The 22,406-nt window shown below is 34.9% G+C and carries 19 protein-coding genes and 1 tRNA gene; 12 read left to right on the top strand and 8 right to left on the bottom strand.

Annotation, left to right across the window (positions count from 1 at the left end; translation table 11 throughout):
* Window positions 1–101: 101 nt before the first annotated feature.
* The 12 genes from FDM27_RS15905 (at window position 102) to FDM27_RS15850 (ending at window position 10,573) form a co-directional block, all read left to right on the top strand.
* A complete protein-coding gene (locus FDM27_RS15905; protein ID WP_140487970.1) occupies window positions 102–1,697 on the top strand; it encodes a glycoside hydrolase family 3 protein in 1,596 nt (531 codons plus the stop codon).
* A 134-nt stretch (window positions 1,698–1,831) separates the two neighbouring features.
* The gene (locus FDM27_RS15900) at window positions 1,832–2,470 is read left to right on the top strand and encodes a peroxiredoxin (RefSeq protein WP_071186000.1); all 639 of its coding nucleotides are present in this window, start codon (window positions 1,832–1,834) and stop codon (window positions 2,468–2,470) included.
* 149 nt (window positions 2,471–2,619) lie between these two features.
* The gene (locus tag FDM27_RS15895) at window positions 2,620–2,928 is read left to right on the top strand and encodes a thioredoxin family protein (RefSeq protein WP_071186001.1); all 309 of its coding nucleotides are present in this window, start codon (window positions 2,620–2,622) and stop codon (window positions 2,926–2,928) included.
* Window positions 2,929–2,976: 48 nt separating this feature from the next.
* Window positions 2,977–3,234 (top strand): DUF6952 family protein, encoded by a 258-nt coding sequence (locus tag FDM27_RS15890; protein ID WP_071186002.1) that lies wholly within the window; start codon window positions 2,977–2,979, stop codon window positions 3,232–3,234.
* 180 nt (window positions 3,235–3,414) lie between these two features.
* Window positions 3,415–3,912 (top strand): thiol peroxidase, encoded by a 498-nt coding sequence (gene tpx / locus FDM27_RS15885; RefSeq protein ID WP_140487968.1) that lies wholly within the window; start codon window positions 3,415–3,417, stop codon window positions 3,910–3,912.
* A 1-nt stretch (window position 3,913) separates the two neighbouring features.
* Window positions 3,914–4,288 carry a diacylglycerol kinase family protein gene (locus FDM27_RS15880; RefSeq protein WP_071186004.1) on the top strand — a complete coding sequence of 125 codons (375 nt, stop codon included), beginning with the start codon at window positions 3,914–3,916 and terminating at the stop codon, window positions 4,286–4,288.
* 20 nt (window positions 4,289–4,308) lie between these two features.
* Entirely contained in the window at window positions 4,309–6,753 is a 2,445-nt protein-coding gene (locus FDM27_RS15875) for a DNA translocase FtsK (protein ID WP_140487966.1), read from the top strand.
* 5 nt (window positions 6,754–6,758) lie between these two features.
* On the top strand, window positions 6,759–7,400 hold the full coding sequence (locus tag FDM27_RS15870) for a LolA family protein (RefSeq protein ID WP_140487963.1): 642 nt from the start codon (window positions 6,759–6,761) through the stop codon (window positions 7,398–7,400).
* Window positions 7,401–7,408: 8 nt separating this feature from the next.
* Window positions 7,409–8,878, top strand: a complete 1,470-nt coding sequence (locus FDM27_RS15865; RefSeq protein WP_140487961.1) for an LptF/LptG family permease — start codon at window positions 7,409–7,411, stop codon at window positions 8,876–8,878.
* A 1-nt stretch (window position 8,879) separates the two neighbouring features.
* The gene (gene ribB / locus FDM27_RS15860; RefSeq protein WP_071186008.1) at window positions 8,880–10,013 is read left to right on the top strand and encodes a 3,4-dihydroxy-2-butanone-4-phosphate synthase; all 1,134 of its coding nucleotides are present in this window, start codon (window positions 8,880–8,882) and stop codon (window positions 10,011–10,013) included.
* Window positions 10,014–10,168: 155 nt separating this feature from the next.
* Window positions 10,169–10,253 (top strand) — tRNA-Ser (locus tag FDM27_RS15855).
* Between the two features lie 122 nt (window positions 10,254–10,375).
* Window positions 10,376–10,573 carry a hypothetical protein gene (locus FDM27_RS15850; protein WP_071183243.1) on the top strand — a complete coding sequence of 66 codons (198 nt, stop codon included), beginning with the start codon at window positions 10,376–10,378 and terminating at the stop codon, window positions 10,571–10,573.
* Window positions 10,574–10,742: 169 nt separating this feature from the next.
* Here the strand turns inward: FDM27_RS15850 and FDM27_RS15845 are convergent, their stop codons facing one another.
* The 8 genes from FDM27_RS15845 to FDM27_RS15810 all read right to left on the bottom strand — a co-directional run bounded on the left by FDM27_RS15845 (window position 10,743) and on the right by FDM27_RS15810 (window position 22,382).
* On the bottom strand, window positions 10,743–11,258 hold the full coding sequence (locus tag FDM27_RS15845; RefSeq protein ID WP_140487959.1) for a phosphoheptose isomerase: 516 nt from the start codon (window positions 11,256–11,258) through the stop codon (window positions 10,743–10,745).
* Between the two features lie 23 nt (window positions 11,259–11,281).
* Window positions 11,282–12,064: a gluconate 5-dehydrogenase gene (locus tag FDM27_RS15840; RefSeq protein WP_140487956.1), complete on the bottom strand. Its 783-nt coding sequence runs from the start codon at window positions 12,062–12,064 to the stop codon at window positions 11,282–11,284.
* On the bottom strand, window positions 12,051–13,430 hold the full coding sequence (locus FDM27_RS15835) for a sugar porter family MFS transporter (RefSeq protein WP_140487954.1): 1,380 nt from the start codon (window positions 13,428–13,430) through the stop codon (window positions 12,051–12,053). Before FDM27_RS15835 ends, FDM27_RS15840 begins: the two co-directional genes overlap by 14 nt.
* Before the next feature lie 32 nt (window positions 13,431–13,462).
* Window positions 13,463–14,704, bottom strand: a complete 1,242-nt coding sequence (locus tag FDM27_RS15830) for a glycoside hydrolase family 88 protein (RefSeq protein ID WP_140487952.1) — start codon at window positions 14,702–14,704, stop codon at window positions 13,463–13,465.
* Between the two features lie 20 nt (window positions 14,705–14,724).
* Entirely contained in the window at window positions 14,725–16,656 is a 1,932-nt protein-coding gene (locus tag FDM27_RS15825; protein WP_140487950.1) for a glycoside hydrolase family 127 protein, read from the bottom strand.
* 492 nt (window positions 16,657–17,148) lie between these two features.
* Window positions 17,149–18,750: a hypothetical protein gene (locus FDM27_RS15820; RefSeq protein ID WP_140487948.1), complete on the bottom strand. Its 1,602-nt coding sequence runs from the start codon at window positions 18,748–18,750 to the stop codon at window positions 17,149–17,151.
* An 11-nt stretch (window positions 18,751–18,761) separates the two neighbouring features.
* Entirely contained in the window at window positions 18,762–20,711 is a 1,950-nt protein-coding gene (locus FDM27_RS15815; RefSeq protein WP_140487947.1) for a glycoside hydrolase family 97 protein, read from the bottom strand.
* Between the two features lie 9 nt (window positions 20,712–20,720).
* Complete coding sequence (locus FDM27_RS15810) at window positions 20,721–22,382, bottom strand: glycoside hydrolase 43 family protein (protein WP_140487946.1); 1,662 nt, start codon at window positions 22,380–22,382, stop codon at window positions 20,721–20,723.
* Window positions 22,383–22,406: the final 24 nt, after the last annotated feature.

Below are 22,406 nucleotides of genomic sequence, written 5' to 3'. Positions count from 1 at the left end.
AACACAGATACTAACGGATTTTAAAAAATCTGTTTTCATCCGCGTCTTTACGAAGTAAATCCGTTTTATCCGTATACCAAAAAAGCATAAAATTCTCAATAATGACACAAGCACAAAAAATAGGACAATTCTTTTTTCCGGCTGTTTTTATCAATGACAGCGAAGAAAACATCCAGGCAACCGAAGAATTAATCAGAAAATACAATATTGGCGGATTGACTTTTTTTCACAGTCGTGCCAGTGCTGCGACGAATTATGAATCGAAGAAAAAAATTGAATTCAACGATGACAGCTACCTTCGATTAAAAGAATTAATTGTCCGTTATCAAAAATGTGCTTCCACTCCACTTTTGATGAGTATTGATGCTGAATGGGGTTTAGCGATGCGTGTCGAAAAAACACCTCAATATCCTTATGCGATTACTTTAGGAGCCTTACCGGAAGAGCAAAAAGACTTGGTGTACGAAGTTGGGAAACAAATTGCATTGGACTTAAAATCAGCGGGGATTCATTATAATTTGGCTCCTTTGGCTGATATCAATAATAATCCAAATAATCCGGTAATTGGTTATCGTTCTTTTGGAGAAGACAAAAATAAAGTTGCCAATTTTGCTCTAGAATATTTACGAGGAATGAGTGACGCTGGTGTTTTAGGCTGTTTGAAACATTTTCCTGGACATGGAAACACCAATGTTGATTCACATTTAGGGTTGCCTGTTTTAGAAGAAAACCTGGAACAATTATTGGCAAACGAATTGTATCCGTTTATCAAAGGAATCGAGAATGATGTCGATTCAATTATGATTGGACATTTGGCTGTTCCGGCTTTGAATGAAGGAAAAAACACTTCGGCAACCTTGTCTAAAAATATTATCCAAACACTTTTAAGAGAGCAATTGGGTTATGATGGTTTAGTAATTTCTGATGCCTTGAATATGCACAGTGTTTCGAAATTATACGATATTAAAGGGCAACTCGAATGGGAAGCTTTTAATGCCGGAAATGATGTATTGTGTTTTGCCGAAAATGTTCCCGAAGGAATCCAAGCCATTTTAGAAAATGCCTCTGAAGAGCGCATTGAGGAAAGCTATAATCGAATTCTAAAATGCAAGGAAAAAGTAGGTATTATTACTGCTAACCAACCAAAAGGAAATTTAGATTTTGAAAAAGCCGCAGCGTTAAATGCTGAAATTGCTCAATTCAGCATTACAAAAATCATTGATACTATTGATTTTGAAAGCATTCAAAAAGCGAATAGCGAGAAAAAAACAGCACAATTGTCAATTTATAAAAATGCGGAAAATAAATTTTCAAAAACCATTAATTCCAAATTACATTGTCCTCAATTTGCAATTGAGTCTATTGTAGATTTTGATTTTGAAGCTTTCGAAAAAATAGCAGCATCATTTAATTACCTCATTATTTCGTTGTTTGTTCCCAAAGCAAAACCTTTAAATCAATTTGAAATTGACGATGCTATTTTTAAATTATTAGAAAAATTATTGACCACAAAAAAATGCCTGATTTACGTTTTCGGAAATCCTTATGTCTTGTCTTTAATTCCTAATTTAAGCAAGGCTTCCAGACTTATTCAGGTATATCAGGATTTTGAAGAATTCCAAATTAACGCAGCAGAACAATTTTTATCTGATTCGAAATGCACAGGAAAACTTCCGGTTTTTATTGATATTCAATAATTTAAAACCAAAAACAACCTTAACATAACTAAAACTTATTATTAAATAAACATTAATAATCAACTACTATTACTACAAACCTTTTTTATAACTTATTTTTGCACCAACAAATAATAACTTTAAAAATAAATAATATGTCTTTAGTAGGAAAAAAATTCCCAAGCATTACAGTTGACGCCATTTCTGAAATGGGTGATAATTTAAAAATCAACATCTTTGAAGAAGCAGTAAACAACAACAAAAAAGTACTTTTGTTTTGGTATCCAAAAGATTTTACTTTTGTTTGCCCAACTGAATTACACGCTTTTCAAGCTGCTTTACCGGAATTTGAAAAAAGAAATACTATTGTAATTGGTGCTTCTTGTGATACTAACGAAGTACACTTTGCCTGGTTAAACACTGCAAAAAACAATGGTGGAATTGAAGGTGTAACTTACCCACTTTTGGCTGATACTACAAGAAATTTATCTGCTGCTTTAGGAATCTTAGATGCTGAAGCTGGTGCTTACAACGAAGATGCTGATACTTATTTAGTAGAAGGTTCAAACGTAACTTACAGAGCTACTTATTTAGTGGACGAAACTGGAAAAATTTTCCACGAAAGTGTAAACGATATGCCATTAGGTCGTAACGTAAACGAATATTTACGTTTAGTAGATGCTTACACGCACGTACAAACTAAAGGTGAAGTTTGTCCAGCTAACTGGGAAGAAGGTAAAGAAGCAATGTCTGCTGACAGAATCAGTACTGCTGCTTACTTAAGCGCTAACTAATTTTTTAAAATTGCTAAGATTCTGAGTTACAAAGTCTCTAAGATTTATACCAGAATAAATAAAAACTTTTAAATTAAATATTTAATAACAAGTCATAAGGTTCTAAGAATCAAAACTTAGAACCTTAGCGACTTAGAACCTCTAAAAAAATGTTAATAGAATTAAACGAAGATACATTAGCCAATTTAGTTAATGAAAACGAAAAAGTAGTAGTTCAGTTTTCGGCATCATGGTGTGGTAATTGCCGTATTATGAAACCAAAATTCAAAAAACTGGCTACCGAAAATGAATCGATCACTTTTGCTCTAGTTGACGCTGAAAATTTTCCGGAATCCAGAAAATTAGCGAATGTGAGCAATTTACCAACCTTTGCTACTTTTGTAAATGGAAAATTGGTAAACGAAACCCAAACGAACAAACAAGAAGTCTTAATCGAATTGGTTAACGAAATCGTATAAAAATAGCGACAAAACACTTCTGACTTCCAACCTCTAATTTCTAACTTTATGAAACTACCCGTAATAAAACAACTGACTCAGTTTATCGAAGAAAACGACCAGGATTACATCATTGAAACTATAGAAGTTCTGGAAGCAATGACTGAGATTTCTTCACTTAAAGATGAAGAATTAGATGTTATTGGCGAATTAATTTCGAATATGTATGGTGCTCTCGAAGTTCATAAACTAATCAAAAACGGAACCGATAAAAAAGAAGCATTGAATACTTTTATGAAAAGAGTATTAGGCTCTATCGACAAATAAAACTTTGATTTTATAAAAATAAAATGCACCTTTTAAAGTTGCATTTTTTTTGCATTTACGGCTATTCCTCAAATAGACATTATGTTAAAAAATGATTCCGCAAAGATTTAAAATCTTAAATCAGAAATCCTAAATCTTAAATAATTTTCATACTTTTGAAGCTCATTAAAAAAATCAATTATGGCTTCAATTACATTAGGAGGAAATCCAATAAACACTGCGGGAGAATTACCAAAAGTAGGTTCAAAACTTGCCGATTTTAAATTAGTAAAAAACGATCTTTCGGTTGCTTCTTTAAGCGATTTTAACGGAAAGAAATTAGTTTTAAATATTTTTCCAAGTATCGATACCGGAACTTGTGCTACATCAGTTAGAAAATTCAATGAGGCTGCTGCCAAATTAGAAAACACAACTGTTTTATGTATCTCAAGAGATTTACCATTTGCTCAAAAACGTTTTTGTGGAGCTGAAGGAATCGAAAATGTAGTTAATTTATCAGACTTTCAGGAAGGAAGCTTTGGAAAAACAAACGGATTAGAAATTATTGATGGTCCTTTAGCAGGATTACACTCCAGAGTTTTAATTGTCACTGATGCTGACGGAACCATTTTGCACACAGAACAAGTGGCTGAAATTGCAAACGAACCAAATTACGAAGCTGCTTTAGCAGTGCTTTAATATGGCTTTTCAAAAAGACAATTCTTTTTTAAGCGGACGATTAAAAAGTGTTAACTACGCCTTAAAAGGTGCTGTTAAACTTATCACTACTGAACATAGCATAATGGTTCAGTTCTCCATTGGGATACTATTAAGTATAGCTGGTTTTTTTATAGGAATAACAGCCACTGAATGGCTTTTCCAAACTTTTGCTATCGGTTTAGTATTAAGCATCGAAGGACTCAATACCGCTATTGAAAAAGTAGCCGATTTTATTCATCCGGATTACCACGAAAGAATTGGTTTTATAAAAGATATTGCTGCCGGATCTGTGTTTTTTGCAGCAATTACGGCAATAATTATTGGTTTAATCATATACGTACCTCATTTTATTTAGAGGTTTAGCTACATTATAGAATGGCAAAAACAACAAAAAAAGAACCTTTAGACCCGAAAAATAATTCTAACCCTAAAGTCTTAAAATCATGGGAAATATCAAAGCAGCATAAAACCATTTTAGGCTGTCTTTTAATATTATTTTCTGTTGCTTTATTAGTTGCTTTTGTTTCTTTCTATGTATATGGACAAGAAGATCAAAGTGCTGTTTTAGAATTAGCTGACAGAACAGAAACTGTAAAAAATTGGCTGGGAAAGTTTGGTGCTTTCCTGGCTGATTTAATTGTTTATCAAGGTTTCGGATTGGCTTCTTTCCTATTTGTTCGATTATTTTTCTTAACAGGAATCTTTTTAATACTTGGTCTTTCCAGCCGAAAACTCAAAAACATTTGGTTTTGGGATTTATTTGCCATGATTAATTTATCAGTATTATTTGGATTTTTTGCCACTTCACTACCTGAATTAGGCGGAACAATAGGCTACGAATTAAATTTATTTCTACAGGATTACATCGGAAAAACAGGTGCCTTATTGTTGCTTATCTTTGGGATTCTAATTTATGTTATTTTCAAACTAAGATTATCTACTGAAAAAGTACAGTCCTTTTTTGAAAACAGCAAAAAAGAAAACATCTCAGACACCAACGCTACTTTTGCCCCAAAAACCGATAGTGCTTATAACTTAGAGGAATTTGCAGTAACTGAAGAAGAGCCTGAAACTGAAAAAATCCCTGAATTTAAACCTTCTCAATTCGAAATCAATAAAGAAGCTTTAAAACCAACAATTAATAATCCATCCGAAATCAATTTAGATCCTATTTCGAAGCCACTTGCTGTTGAAAAAACTGCAGCAGTAGCAATGGCTGTTGCTAATGATGATTTTGTAATCGAAGCTTCCCCTGAAGAGGAAGTAATCGAAGAAAATCTGGCTGCCCGCTTAGTTGCTGATTTTGGATTATTTGACCCAACACTGGATTTATCTAATTATAAATTCCCAACCCTTGATTTACTAAAAGAATATTCAACAGGAGGAATTACCATTAATCAGGAAGAATTAGAGGAAAACAAAAATAAAATTGTTGATACACTTCGCAATTATAAAATTGAAATTGCCCAAATTAAAGCGACCGTAGGTCCATCAGTAACCTTATACGAAATAGTTCCGGAAGCCGGAATCAGAATATCAAAAATTAAAAGCTTAGAAGACGATATTGCCTTATCACTTTCGGCACTTGGAATCCGTATCATCGCTCCTATTCCGGGAAAAGGAACCATTGGTATTGAAGTTCCAAACAAGAATCCTACTATGGTTTCAATGAAAAGTGTTATTGGTTCTACCAAATTTCAAGAAGCTGAAATGGAATTGCCAATTGCTCTTGGAAAAACCATTTCAAACGAAACTTTTGTTGTTGATTTAGCCAAAATGCCTCACTTATTAATGGCAGGTGCTACCGGACAAGGAAAATCGGTTGGATTAAATGCTGTTTTAACTTCGCTTTTGTACAAAAAACACCCGGCCGAAGTAAAATTTGTTTTGGTTGACCCTAAAAAAGTAGAATTGACTCTTTTTAATAAAATTGAGAGACATTATCTGGCAAAACTACCTGATGTTGAAGATGCTATCATTACTGATAATGCCAAGGTTGTGAATACTCTGAATTCACTTTGTGTGGAAATGGACAACCGTTATTCTTTGTTAAAAGATGCCATGGTACGTAACATCAAAGAATACAATGAAAAATTTAAATCCCGAAAATTAAATCCTGAAAACGGACACCGCTTTTTACCCTATATCGTATTAGTAGTCGATGAATTTGCCGACTTAATTATGACTGCAGGAAAAGAAGTAGAAGTTCCTATTGCGCGTTTGGCTCAATTAGCTCGTGCTATTGGTATTCATTTGATTATTGCAACCCAAAGACCTTCGGTAAATGTAATTACAGGTTTGATTAAGGCTAATTTCCCTGCAAGAATTGCTTTTAGGGTAACATCTAAAATTGATTCCAGAACGATTTTAGACACTCAGGGAGCTGACCAATTAATTGGACGAGGAGATTTATTATATACAAACGGAAATGATGTAGTGCGTGTACAATGTGCTTTTATCGATACTCCTGAAGTAGAAAAAATTACTGATTTTGTTGGTTCACAAAAAGCCTACGCAACTGCATACTTACTACCTGAATACACCGGTGGAGAAGAAAATGGCATCAATCTTGATATGGATATTTCCGAAAGAGACAGCCTGTTTAGAGAAGCTGCTGAAATTATTGTTAACGCACAACAAGGTTCGGCATCCTTATTACAACGAAAACTAAAACTAGGTTATAACAGAGCCGGACGATTAATTGATCAATTAGAGGCCGCAGGAATTGTAGGTCCTTTTGAAGGCAGTAAAGCCCGTAGCGTAAACATTCTGGACATGCACGCTCTCGATCAATTTTTTAATAATGAAGAAAATAATTAATTACAATGAAAAAGTTTATCCAAATTGCATTTATCTTACTAATTTGTTTTTCTGCAGAGGCACAAGACAAAAAAGCAAAAACCCTTTTAGACCAAGTTACAGCTAAAGTAAAAAGCTACAATAACATTGTAATCGATTTTAAATACTCCCTTAACAACAGTAAAGAAAATATCAATCAGGATAGTAAAGGCAATGTTACCTTAAAAGGTAATCAGTATGTTTTGAATTTCATGGGAATGACTAAAATATTTGACGGAAAAAAAACTTATACCATTGTTCCTGAAGATGAAGAAATAAACATTTCGACAGTTAACGAAAAAGATGACAGTGCTGTTACACCATCAAAAATGCTAACTTTTTTCAATAGTGGTTACAAATATTCGATGGATATTTTACAAAATGTAAGAGGTCGAAAAATACAGTATGTAAAATTAATTCCAACAAACCCTAAGGATCAAAGAAAAGAAATCCTGTTAGGAATTGATGTGCAAACCAAACACATTTACAACTTGATTGAAACCGGTAAAAAAGGAACAAAAACAACTTTAACCGTTAATTCTTTTAAAACCAATCAGCCTTTGTCAAAAAATCAATTTACCTTTGTAGCTAGCAAATATCCAAATTACTACATCAATAAATTAGATTAATCCATTTCGTGAAAATCCTTGACAAATACTTGTTAAAAACATTCCTGATTACATTTACTACGGTATTTGTAATCTTGTTTTTTATATTCATACTCCAAACTATCTGGCTTTTTATAGCTGAACTGGCAGGAAAAGATTTAGACTTTGGGTTAATTATCAAATTCTTACTCTTTTCAATGCCGCGTATCATACCATTGGTATTGCCATTATCCATCTTGTTAGCATCGATTATGACTTTTGGTAATTTGGCTGAAAACTATGAATTTGCCGCCATGAAATCCTCAGGAATCTCTTTGCAAAGAGCCATGAGAAGCCTTACCTTATTCATTCTGTTATTGAGTATTGTAGCTTTCTTTTTTGCCAATAACGTAATTCCGTTTGCCGAATACAAATTCATTAATTTCAGAAAAAGTATTGCCCAATTAAAACCTGCAATGGCTATAACTGAGGGACAATTTAGCGATGTAGGATACTATAACATCAAAGTCAATAAAAAGTCGGGAGAAAATGGTAATAAACTAACCGGAATTACCATTCACAAAAAATCAATGAACGCCGACGGTAGCAAAACAGTCATAAAAGCTAAAAAAGGAGAACTAATAAGTAGCGAAAGTTCAAGTGTTCTTCAAATGATTTTAAATGACGGAAATTACTATGAAGATATTACTCCTAAAAAATTCTCTGACCGAAACAAAATTCCTTTTGCCAAAAGTTCCTTTAAAAAATATACTATTAACATTGACTTATCACAACTAAACGAAGTTGATGTAGATAAAGAAAAAGTAGCCAATACAAATACCATGTTAACGGTAAACGAATTAAATTATACCTTAGATTCTTTAAACAAAAACTTCAAAACTGAAGTCGCCTCTTATTCTGAAAACATTAATTTAAGAACTGTTATTGAAAACAAAACTTTCAATGATATAGCTAACAAAGAAATGGTCAAAAAGAGAAAACCACTTCCTTCGGACATACTTTCTTTGTATGACAACAAGAAAAAATCGGAAATTTTGCGAACAGCCAGCAGCAATCTGAGCAGTATCGGATACAGCATTGACGGTAGCAAAATCAATTTGCAGGCGAAACAAAAAAACATCAATAATCACCTATTGGCATTTTATGATAAATTTGTAATCGCTTTTGCTTGTATTATGATGTTTTTTATAGGAGCACCACTGGGAGCAATTATTAGAAAAGGAGGACTTGGACTACCAATTATTTTTGCTGTACTAATATTTATTAGCTTCCATTTTATCAATACTTTTGGAAAAAGATTTGCGCAAGAAAACGGAATAAGTCCATTCTTAGGAGCCTGGATGTCTTCATTTATCCTATCCCCTCTTGCTATATTATTAACCTATAGAGCTACAAATGATATTGGTTTAATCAATATGGATGTTATACTGGCTCCATTTCAAAAAACACTACAAAAAATAGCACAAAAATTTACCACTAACAAAAAAACAACAACCTAAAATGGTCACAGATAAAATACAACTCCACACAATTGAAGAAGCAATCGAGGATATTCGTCAGGGAAAAATAATCTTAGTTGTTGATGATGAAGACCGAGAAAACGAAGGGGATTTTTTAGCTGCGGCTGAAAAAGTAACACCTGAAATGATCAACTTTATGGCAACACATGGTCGTGGATTAATTTGTACTCCACTGACCGAAAAACGTTGTAAAGAATTAGACTTAAAACCAATGGTCACAAATAATACTGACCACATGGAAACAGCTTTCACCGTATCAGTCGATTTAAAAGGAAACGGAGTTACCACAGGTATTTCTGCTGCAGATAGAGCAAGAACCGTACTTTCTTTAATTGATTCTAAAACAAAACCACAGGATTTAGCCCGACCTGGACATATCTTCCCTTTAATTGCTAAAGAAGGTGGTGTTTTAAGAAGAACGGGGCATACTGAAGCTGCGATAGATTTTGCCAGATTAGCAGGCTTTAAACCGGCAGGAGTTATTGTCGAAGTAATGAACGAAGACGGTACTATGGCTCGTTTACCTCAATTGGTGAAAATTGCAAAAAAATTCGATATCAAAGTAGTTTCTATCGAAGCGCTTGTTGCTTACAGAATGCAACACGATAGTATCATTGTCAAAAAAGAAGATTTTGATATCAATACCCGCTTTGGAACTTTCCGCCTAAGAGCTTACGAGCAAATTACTAATAAACAAATTCATATTGCTTTAACAAAAGGAACCTGGAATACCGGAGAACCTATTTTGACACGTATTCACTCCTCTCAGGTAAATAATGATTTATTAGGTACTTTAACCAATAACGTTGACCAGCAATTAGACGATATGTTTAAAATAATCAACGAAAACGGGCGTGGTGCAGTAATTTTTATCAATCAGGATATGTCGGCAGTAAATCTCCTTAATCGTATTACAGAATTAAAAACACTTCAGGCCGAAGGAACAATGAAAGCTCCTAAAGTAGTCATTGACATTAAAGATTACGGAATTGGAGCCCAAATATTACACGATATCGATATTTCAAAAATACGATTGGTATCTAATAGTACACAAACCAAACGTGTCGGAATGATTGGTTATGGTTTAGAAATCACAGAATATGTACACTACTAAAGAATTATTTCAAAAAACTAAAAAATTAACTCCCACAGAATAAAACAGTTAAATCAGCTATAAAAAATAGCTGATTTTTTTGTTCAAATATATTTTTTTATCAATAAAAACCTCCTATATTTGCACTCGCAATCACAAAATGATAGCAACATACTGGAGAAATGGCAGAGCGGTCGAATGCGGCAGTCTTGAAAACTGTTGACTGTAACAGGTCCGGGGGTTCGAATCCCTCTTTCTCCGCGGAATCAAACCCTAACAACTACAAATCAGTTGGTTAGGGTTTTTTATTTACAATATATCCTCACATTATCCCCACAATTTTCATGAAAAATAATTACTAATTTTACATTAAAACAGTAATTATGAAAACTCAAGTATCCGTAAAACATATAGTTATTGATTTCATTTACCTTAAAAATCAATTAAAAGACTTGTTTAAAGACAAGAAAGAATACCAACCTATCATTGATTTTCTTTACGATAAAGATTATTTAGACGATGAATTAGACTTTCCTTTTCCAAAACTAAAAGATATATATCTAACAAGCTACTGGACTTAAATCTACCCTATCGAAGGTGGTTTTTACGCAAGTCTTATTAATATTGGAAAAGCCGTACCAAAGCTCATTAAAAAACTTGTATTCTTTTTTATAAATTTAATAACTCACGATCTCTTATAATAATGATTAGACATTTATTTGATTTCAATTAAACTTATTTTACCATTTACTACCTCCCAAAATCATCCTGTAAACGAACGATATCCTCTTCATCGGAAGGATTTTCTCGATCGGTGTGCTGCCAGATTTCAGCAACAACTCCCCATGAATCTAAACCAATTAGACGATGGCGTTCTCCTTTATTCATTTGAATAAAATCTCCGGGGGTAAGCTGTTGAATTTCTCCTTCTTCATCTGTTGAACTTGTTTTTACACCCACAATACCGGCTACAATTTTCCAGATTTCAGCCCTGCGAAAATGATATTGCCATGACAATCGCTTATCTGGAGCAACAACTAATATTTTAGGGCTTAGCTTATTTGTTATCTTTATTTTATCCATTTCAAGATGAGGAAAAAATTTTGCGGCAAAAACAGCTGCCTGATTTTCATCAATTACGAAAAAACCGCCCCAGAGTCTTGTTGCATCTTGTTGAACAATAGTAAAATTCTGCTTCTTTAATTCTGCTGCAATCTGTTCGAAAATTACTTTTTTATCAATAGTATTAGATATATTCAAATTCATTTTTAATTTCTTTAAAACAACTATTATTCGTTAGAGGGTTTTCCAATAGTCGCCAAAATTCCTCCATCTACATAAATTACCTGACCGTTCACAAAATTGCTGGCTTCAGATGCTAAGAAAACTGCTGTTCCGGCTAAATCTTCCGGATTTCCCCAACGTCCTGCTGGTGTCCTGCTAATGATAAAATCGTTAAACGGATGACCATCCACGCGAATTGGCGCTGTTTGTGACGTAGCAAAATAGCCTGGTCCAATAGCATTTACCTGAATATTATGTTTTGCCCATTCAGTAGCTAAATTTCTGGTTAGCATTTTTAATCCTCCTTTGGCCGAAGCATAAGCACTCACATTATCACGACCTAATTCACTCATCATTGAACAGATATTGATTATCTTACCCGACTGACGCGCAATCATTCCTTTGGCAACCAATTTAGACATGATAAATGGTCCCACTAAATCTACGTCAATTACTTTACGGAAATCAGAAACCGGCATATCGATAGCTAAAACACGTAAAATAATTCCGGCATTGTTAACCAAAATATCAATTTTACCATGATTGGCTACCATGGCAGCCACTTGCTTTTCGGCTTCTACCTCATCAGTTACATCAAAAACATAGCCTGTAGCTGTAAAACCTGATTTTCTATAGTGCTCAATAGCCACATCCAAAGTTTCCTGAACATTATTGGTAATGATTAATTCTGCTCCGGCTTTGGCTAATCCTTCAGCCATTGCCATTCCTAATCCGTGAATTCCTCCTGTTATTAACGCTGTTTTACCTTCAAGGTTAAATAAATTCATTTTGTTCTACTTTAAAATTATTTTGATTACGATTTAATTCACTTTGTGTCGAAAGACTTTCTGATAATTCTTCCAGGGTTCTTCCTCTGGTTTCCGGCATTTTAAAGAAAACCCAAAGCAATTGCCAAACCATCATCAGACAAAAAATACTAAAAACGGTTGTTGCTCCAATTTCTTTAAACAAAAACGGAATAAAAGAAGGAATCAAGGCTGCCAAAACCCAATGAACGGATGTTCCAAAAGAAGTTCCTGCTGCTCTGAGTTTGTTAGGAAATAATTCGGAAATAAATACCCAAATTACTGACCCCTGACCTACAGCATGTGATGCTATGAATAAAAAGAAAAATAACGGTACAGCCATCCCTTTCCATTCAAAATAAAAAGCCATAGTTACTAATCCTAAAGAAATCACATATCCAACAGAACCTAAATACATCAGGGTCTTTCTTCCATATTTGTCAATCAATGAAATTCCAATCAGCGTAAAAATTAGGTTTACTACGCCAATTCCGATGCTACTGAAAAAAGAAGCCGATTTTTCAAGACCCGCCAATTCAAAAATACGCGGCGCATAGTATAAGAAAGCATTAATTCCTGAAAACTGATTGAATAAGGCAATAAAGAAAGCTAATAACAATGGCTTTCTATATTTTTTCATAAAAATAGACTCATCGAGTACTTCATGCTGTTTTTCATTTTCCATTGCTGCAATTTCTGATGCTACTTCTTCATCTGAATTGACTTGTTTTAAAATAGCAATCGCTTTTTCACGGTCTTTTTTATACTCAAAAATCCAACGCGGACTTTCCGGAATTCCGAAAACCAATAAAGTATATATTAAAGCCGGAGCAGATTGTACTCCTAACATCCATCGCCAGGAATTTTCGCCAATATCCTGTAATAAATAATTCGATAGAAAAGCTATCAAAATACCAAATACGATATTGAACTGATACAATGCAACTAATTTCCCTCTGTCTTTTGCCGGAGCAATCTCAGAAACATAAGTTGGTGCTGCAATAGTTGAAGCTCCAATTCCAAGTCCTCCTAAAAATCGGAAAATTGAAAAAACAACAGCATCATTTGCAAAAGCAGTTCCTACAGCCGAAAGAAAGAACAAAACACCTATTAATACTAATGTTTTCTTTCTTCCTAAAATATTGGTAGGAATAGCTCCAAAAATAGCTCCAATTACTGTTCCCCAAAGTGCCGAAGACATAACCACCAATCCATGGTACAAATCTGAAGATCCCCATAATTGCTGCAATTGTTTGTCGGCTCCCGAAATTACTACGGTATCAAAACCGAATAAAAATCCGGCCAATGCTACAACAATAGACCAGTATATTATTTTTTTGTTTTTCATTTTAATTTTTATTTGGTTAATTTTTATTCTTTCTAATTGAATTTATAAGTCAATAATGGTTTCTCACCTGCTTTCAGTTTTTTATACCTTAACAAAGCTTCTACATAATAGTAATCGCCATAAATGATGGAAGCATCAATTTCTGAACCGGCAGGTTTGTGTCCTGTTGAATGTAGTAAAAGTGCGGTATTCGTATTTCTACTTTGGTAATTATCCGAAAGCTCTTTTAGCATTCCTTCGGCCTTATCCAAATATTCTTTGGCCAACACGCTATCCTGGGTATAAGTTGACAATTCCAAAAGAGCCGAAGCTACAACTGCAGCTGCCGAAGCATCTCTTGGCGCATTTGGAATCGTTGGATCATCAAAATCCCAATACGGAATCAAATCCTTTGGCAATCGGTCTAAATAAACACGGCTAACCTTATGCGCAAAATCTAAAAATTTAGGATCTTTTGTTTCTCTGTAAACCATCGTATAACCGTATATAGCCCAGGATTGACCGCGAGCCCACATACTGCTATCACTATAGCCCTGATGTGTTACCCCCTTTATTTTTTTGCCTGTTTCTTTATCATAAACTACTACATGGTAGGAAGTATAATCAGGCCTGAAATGATTCTTCATCGTAACTGTAGCATGACTAACGGCCATATCATACAATGATTTACTACCTCCATTTTTAGATGCCCAAAACAATAGTTCCAGATTAATCATGTTGTCCATGATCGTATTATGTTGTGGCCATTCCATATTAGGGACTTCACGAGGCCAGGACAAGATTGTACCCACTTTTGGATTGAAAAGTGTAGCCAGAGTATCGGCTGTTTTTAAAATCACTTTTTTGTATTCCGGATTTTTTGTCAAACGATAACCATTCCCATAACTATTGAAAACCTGAAAACCTAAATCGTGATCTAATGCAGGAGTGACAGCAAGTGGTGCTAAATAATTGGTGAATTTATCTGCAGCGGTTTCCCATTTATGGTCCGCCGTAGATTCATATAAATACCAAAGTTGACCCGGCCAAAAACCACTTGTCCAATCCTTATAATCTACAAATTTCCATTGTTTACTTTCAGATGGAATACTCCTTGGAATCGAACCATCATTGGGTATTAATTTTAAGGCATTCGACGATTGTTTCACACAATAAGCTAATTGTGCATCCACATCCAATTTATCATCCAATTTAGTATTAGTAATAGTACTTCCACAGCCCACCAGCATTAAAGTTGCAACAATGGAACCTAAAATTTGTTGTTTAATATTCATAGTAAATTATATATAAATCCTTATTTATTTAAATTCCAATAAACGATGTACCTTTCACGGTGTATATCATAAATTGGTTTCAAAGTATTCGCTGTTCCTTTTATTTTAAACTTTAGAGTATTGTCATTTTCTTTAATGATGCTTTTTTCTAATTTTTTTCCATCCAGATTCAACTGATTAGAAACACTTCCAGGAACATGGTAATCATAGGTATAATAATCATTATATAGCTTTGGATTACTATAAGGTGCTGGTTCAAGCATGCCTTCTGTTCCCATTGCACCAGCCAACACTATAGGTCCATAGGTTACAGCCGCAACTTTGGGATTATCGGATGTTGGATTGACTTTGATTTGCATATCAAATGAAACTTCAATGGCATCTCCATTATCCCATTTACGGTCTAATACCATATAATTCCCCGGCTTAGCTTTAATGGTTTGCTTTTTTCCGTTTATTTTCACTTCAGCATTAGCTGCCCATGATGGATATCTAATACTAATTGGCATACTAACCGGATTAGCAGTACTAAGAGTGAGTTGGGTATTGCCTAAATTTGGAAAATTGGTTTGCTGTTTTACGACAATTCCTTTTTCTTTCCAGTTCAATTCTGACGGAATAAAAAGATTTACATACAAACCTTTGTTATCATGGTAATAGATAAATTCCCCATATTTTGCCTGATTTTCAAAACCACTTCCCACACAACACCAAAATGAATTTTCGGGCGTACTGTAAACTTTATGTGCACCGGGTTTCATAGGCAGGAAATAAGCAATCATTCCCGTTTTAGGATCCTGTTGCCCTAAGATGTGATTGTAAAGTGCTTTTTCATAATAATCCACATATTTTATTTGTGGGTTATAGCCATATAAATGGCGGGTAAGTTTTAACATATTATACACATTACAAGACTCTCCCGTATAACCGCTTAGATGTTCAGAAAGATGATCCGGTTCAAAAAATTTCTCCTTATCACTATTGCTACCCGTAATAAATGAGTGATGATTAACAACCGTATTCCAGAAGAATTCAGGAATCTCACGATTTTTGTCACCCCCTTCTAGTTCATAATTACGGGAAAGCCCTATCAATTTAGGAATGTAAGTATTGGCGTGTTTTTTATTGAGATTGTCTACTTTACTCAAAAGCGGATCCAGTGCCTCTTCATGATAAAAAAATTCAGCAAGAAATTTATATTTGTTGTCACCCGTAATTTCATATAGAGTATAAAAAGAGTCATTCATTCCTCCAAACTCATTTTTAAGCATTCTTTTACGCTCTTCATCAGTCAAGGGCTTCAGCTTTTCATAAGCCCAATCAGCCATTCCTTTAACGATTTCCAATGCTGGTTTACTATCACAATAAAGATATTGATCCATTAAACCCGAAAAAAGTTTGTGCTGGGTGTACCATGGCGCCCAAACACTTTTTCCTGCAATAGCTCGATCTATTAAGTTTTGAGGAAACGCACTTAAATAACCTTTTTGATTCAGCACTTTTTGTACCTCAACTAATCCTGTAACTAAGCTGTCACTCTTAATTTTATACTTGTTCTCTCCCGTAGCAGCATATAATAAAGCCAGACCGGAAAGGATATGCCCGGTACTATGCCCCCTAAGATCACAATCCAAAGATTCCCAACCGCCTAATTTATCAACCTTAAAATAACCTCCTTCCAAATCACTAAATACACCTGCATTGGTTTTAAAACTGTGTAACAATCGCCTGGCATCGATACTCAAAATCCATTTACTTTCGCACAGCATATTATCCTTAAATGGACTGTCCAGTAATTTTACATCTTGGAGGTTAAATCCCAAAACCTTTGCATTTTTGGTATCATCCAGTTTTAATTTCCCCTCGTGTTGTCCGGGATAGTGCGATTGCCCATTCATATTTATTGACAATCCAACAACAAGAACTAAACATTTAATTGTACCGTATTTCATATATTTTTTTAAATTATTTTAGTTCTAATTTTAAGCTCTAAATAGTAACATTTATTAATTTTTGTTTCGAAATTTTCTCCCTCTAAAATTCATTCAGCCGAATGATTTTCTCCCTTGATTTATACGCTGTTTTATTAGCATCATAAAAACATTCAATGTTAGTCAGAATTAAAAACTTAATAGATAAATTATGATGCAAACACTATAAATTATAGTTCTTATGAGACAAAAAACTAAGGAATGCTACTCTTAACAGATTTTTTATCTTTTGGCTATCAAATACATGAGTAAAAACAACTATTTTCTGTCTTATTTTATGAGTTATTCTATTCTGAAAAAACAGCATCAAAATTTTAAATGAAAAGTTCCATTTAAAATGAACTCATAATACCGTTAATTGACTTTTAAAACAGAAAGAATATTGTCCCTAAAAACAAAAAAGCAGCTAATCTGACTAAGATTAACTGCTCCTTTAAATCATTTCGGATTCGGTTATTTTACAATAAAAAAGCTTTGTTCGACTGGCTGAGCTGACTGTAATGTTCCTGCTACTCCATATTGCCAAGCCACGATAGAAACTTTTACCGGGAATTTTGACCTTGGCGGAATTTTAGTAAAATGCAGTTTATTGTCTTTCACATAAGCAGGTCCTTCTTTTACATAATAACTTACTTTAGCTCCGGCACTCGATTTGGCATTCAACACAATTGTCCTTACGTCTGCTTTTACATTAACTATTGGAGAAAAATCAATCGTTTGTGGTTTTCCTTCTTTGTTAACGATAGGAAATCGCAAATGCAGTTGTTGGACAGCACTTTTATAAATGACATCGCCATTATTGTGAGTCAAAAGCCAAATATCATTACTGCGTTTTGTATTATTGAAACCCAGTTTATCAAATCTAATTTGAAAAGTGGTATCGTTTATTTTTTTCACCGGACCACAAATCCGATCAATCAGAAGTTTAGTTTGGGCAAAATCACTAACTGGTTTTAATCTTAAACTATCCGAGAAAAAAGGGACTACTACAAAACTTATTCCGTCATTTAAAGGTTTGAAATTCAGCTGAAAATTAGCATGCGTTTTTTCGGGCGTTACTATTTTCTCATTTTGTTTAAAGCCAATATACTGCTTTTTCTTTCCACGGGCCTGAGCATAAAAAACTTCGGTTGCATTTGCTATTTTTTCATCAAAAACCCAGGAAGCTGTATTTCTATCACCAACAAATTGGTTAAAAGGGGCAGGCTTGAATTTTGGAACCGAATCCTTTCTCCATTTATCCATTAACCAACCCGAATCCGGTTTTACTTTTTTAAGATTTGGATAATTTGCCAAAGGCATTTTAGCAGGAAGTCGCCTTTTAGCAGCTTCACGAATGTAATCTGCAACATATTTAACCATTCCATCCGAATAATCAAAATGACCATGTCCTGCATCGGCAAATAGGGTAATTACACTCTCAGGATGTTTTGCAATATAAGCATAAGCAGGCTGTATCCTTTTCTCCCACCATTCGTACTCTCCCATTACAAACAACGACGGAATTCCGTCAATATTTCGATTGCCCCAATCAGGATTGGGTTTACCACTTCCTGTCAAATTACTTTGGGGTGCATCTCCGTGTACAGAAACCAAGGCAAGGGTTCTATCCGGATTAAAAGCCGCAAAATTCCAGGGAAAACTCGCCATTGCCGAATGCCCAATAGGAACAACCGGTGCGTAAGCCAACTCCTGATAACCCGAAACCTCAGCCAATGATTTGAACATTGCATCAATGATCTTTTCTTCATTTTTGCTGGTATCATAAGTCCAACTAACTACAGGAGTTACCCAAACCTCAGCAAAACCAAGTTCAGTCATTACTTTTCTGAAATAGGAATTTTCTAGCATCCCTTCTTCTATCATGTTGTGTTGTCCAAACACTACCCCTTTAATTTGCTTACAATTTTCTGGCACCCACAAAAAAGCTTGCGGATTATCATTGGTTTCCGGAGAAATCGTATTATTCAACTTTACGCTCCATTGCCAAACCTGAGCATAACTGCTGAGACAAAAAAAACTAAAACAAAGAAGTATATAATTTATCTTTTTCATCTTAAACTAAGCTAGTTTTTAGGAACTTCAGAAATGATTAATGCTATACCACCACTGGCTTTTAAATCAAAAGTCAATACTTGTCCTCCTTTTATTTTTTGCTCTGAAACCGCTACCTTAGTACGGGTTTGAATCGCATTATTATCTTGAAAAGACTTCACAATATATTTCTTCCCTTTTACAAGAAAAGCGGTTGGAATACTTACTTTTCGGGCTTGCTTATTGGTAATCGCTCCCACAAACCAATCGGCACCACTTCTACGCGCTACAGTTGCATATTCTCCCACTTCTCCATTAAGTACTTTTGTTTCATCCCAAACTGTTTTAACCTTATCAAAAAATTCGATTTCCGGTTCTCCCTGATAAGCTGACGGTTGGTCGTACCAATACAAAAACTGAATTGGACTATAATAAACCACCGACAAAGCCAATTGATGCGCATGCGTATTTTGAATACGATTATTATAATAAGCAATGGTATAATCGGCAGCTCCGGCCAAAAAACGCGTAAAAGGTAAAATAGCATTATGATCGGCATCAGGCATTTCTTCGTTGCCACGAATTCCTTCCTGCGTCATCAAATTAGGGTAAGTTCTGCTAAAACCTGTTGGGCGATACTCATCATGAATATCCACCATCAAATTATATTCTGCACATTTTTTAACCGCCTCATGCAACCAGGTCGACCAGCGTTGATTTCCTACCTGCACAAAACCAAATTTAATTCCTTTAATCCCCCATTTTTTATACAAAGGCAAAATGGAATCCAATTGTTGTATCAAAGCACGTTGGTTTACATACACCCAAAGCCCAATGCCTTTTGAAGCCGCATAAGCCGATAGTTCAGCTATATTGATATCTTTTGTTTCTGAAACCTTAGTAGCATCAGAACTCATTTTCATTTCAGGTCCATACCAGCCCGCATCGAGATGAATGTATTGCAAACCGCGTTCAGTAGCAAAATCAACACATTTTTTGGCATCTGCCTGCGTCAATTTGGCCACTCGAATTACTTTTCCCGGCTTAATCCATGACACATCCTTCAATTGATTTTCGGGATTCAAATTCAGAATAATATCTTTATTTAGGATTAAATCAGTTCCTTTATCAGCAGCCATAATGACACGCCAAGGCGTAAAATAAGCAGGAATTACATCTACACTACCGTAAAGCGTTGCCTGAAGTGTATTGGGTTTTACAGCATTGAGACTGAATTTCATACGGGCATAGTCGGTCATCTGTGCTTCGGCAATGGCTACAGTTAAACCATTGGTTAATTTCATTGTAAGCGGACGTTCGCTCTGCCCTTTCCAATCTTTTAAAGGAAGTAATGAAATTGGTCCCTGTGCCCAAGGTTCATAATAAGCCAAAGTCCCTTCGGGCATGGTAAACTGCGTTTGTTCTCCTATAATATGAAGAAACAAACCATTCGTTGGTTCCGGAAAATGGTATCGAACAGCAACTCCTTCATTGTAAGAACGAACAATCACGTTCATAAAATAACTTTTATTCTTATCGTAACCATCTGTTGAAACTTGCTTTACAGTTTCTCCTTTTCGAAACGAGATGGTCATCTCATTGTAATTATTTCGAATAGTCGAATTTTCACCATAAACCGGCCTCCAGCTTTCATTAGTAGTATTTCGTTTAGCATCGATAAAATTCAAATTCTCTCCCCAAACCTTACAGCTATCATTGGGTATTGCAAGAGCTGATTCGAAAGTCTGATTTTCTATCAAAACACCCAATTCTGATTCCAATACAACCGATTTTCCTTTGTAAGAAAGCGTATAGTACATTTGTTTATCATTGGAATGATTCTTTTTTTGATAAAAAGTAAACTCGTAAGCCCCATCCGGTGACTTCAATTTTTGAACAGTTTCCTCAAGAATAAATTGCGCCTGAGTAGCTAACGTACAAAGGAATAATCCCAGTAAGTGATAAAATTTGTTTGTCTTCATTTTTGTTTTTTATTTCGTTATTCTAAACCAGTCAAAATCAGCATAACCTCCCATTCTAACATTGGGCTCACTGATGGCAAAAATTCCTATTTTGGCCGAAATCCATAAATCTTTTTCAGCTTTAGCTTCTTCTCCTATTTCAAAAAAATCAGTCCCATTTTCACTGTAACTGAATCGGCAACCAGCATTAGGAGCTGTAATTTTCATACGCAGCTGCACTTCGTTTGAAACCAAAGCTTTTTCGGCTATTATTTTTTCTGCTGTTCCTTTATTCGCATTGGTACAACTTATTTGTTGCACCCAATATTGGTTATCATGAAAAGCAATTGCCAAATAAGTATAGGTTTTTCCCATTAACAACAAGCCTGCTTTCTTGCCTGAAGTTTGCCATTCGGTTGTCAATTTTACTTTAGTTGTAGCAGTAAAATTTGGTGCCGGTAATTTTTGTAATAATAAATTAGGCACGTTCCACAAATTAGGTTCTTCTTTCTGACTGATGGCAAAAAGTCTCAAATAATCTGTTCCCGGGATTTGGGCACTCCATTTTACAGAAGAATTAGCATACCATTGCCATTGTAAACCCGGTTTTCCGTTTGTAAATTCGTCACTTTCCACCGGATGTATTATCGGTAAATTTTTCCCTATTACGGGTTTTGCACCAGAAAGTATTGGCTCACCTACTCCATTACCGTCTAAATCTTTCCCTATTAGAGGCCAATTATCTTTCCACTGCACAGGCTGCAAATGCAATACACGGCCGTAAATTCCCTGATCCTGAAAATGAATAAACCATGAATTATCATCCGGAGTGGTTACCCAGGCTCCCTGATGCGGACCATTGATAGCAGTACTGCCTTGTTCCAAAACAATTTTGTCTTCATAAGGGCCGTATATATTTTTGGAACGCATAACTACCTGCCATCCTGTTTCCACTCCGCCAGCAGGAGCAAAAATGTAATAATAGCCCTCTTTTTTATACAATTTAGGCCCTTCCATGGTATGATGTTTATCGTGTGCATTAAATACATTTTGCCCTTCATCCAACACAGCTGTCCCTTCGTGATTCATTTTATTAATAGTAAGCACGCTGTTAATCCCTGCCCGACTTCCAGCCCAGGCATGAACCAAGTAGGCATTCTCTCCCTCCCAAAACGGACAGGGATCAATGATTCCCTTTCCGGCCATTACCAATACTGGTTTTGACCATTTTCCATAAATATCTTTGGTTTTAATCATGTAAACCCCAAAATCAGGATCGCCCCAATAAATATAAAATTCGCCTTTGTGAAAACGTATCGCCGGTGCCCAAACTCCTTTACTGTGTTGAGGAATATCAAACACTGCTTCAGGAATTTGTTTGTCCAAAGCATAATTGATAATCTGCCAATTCACTAAATCTTTAGAATGCAAAATGGGTAAACCCGGAGTACAATTGAAACTACTGGCAGTCATGTAATAGTCATTCCCTACCCGAATCACATCGGGATCGGAATAATCGGTATACAAAATGGGATTAGTATAAGTTCCATCACCTCGGTCTGATTGCCAAACTTTGGAAATATAATAGCCTTTTTTATTTTGATAAATGTCAAGTCTATTCTTCTTATCAATAGAACTACATCCACTAATAATTAAAATACCAACGCTAAAAAAAAATTTTTTATCAATCATCTATATTTTTATTCTATTTAAACA

It is taken from the genome of Flavobacterium sp. GSA192, from assembly GCF_006386525.1.
GTDB classification, from domain to species: Bacteria; Bacteroidota; Bacteroidia; order Flavobacteriales; family Flavobacteriaceae; genus Flavobacterium; species Flavobacterium commune.
This window is presented reverse-complemented; position numbering and strand designations above follow the sequence as displayed.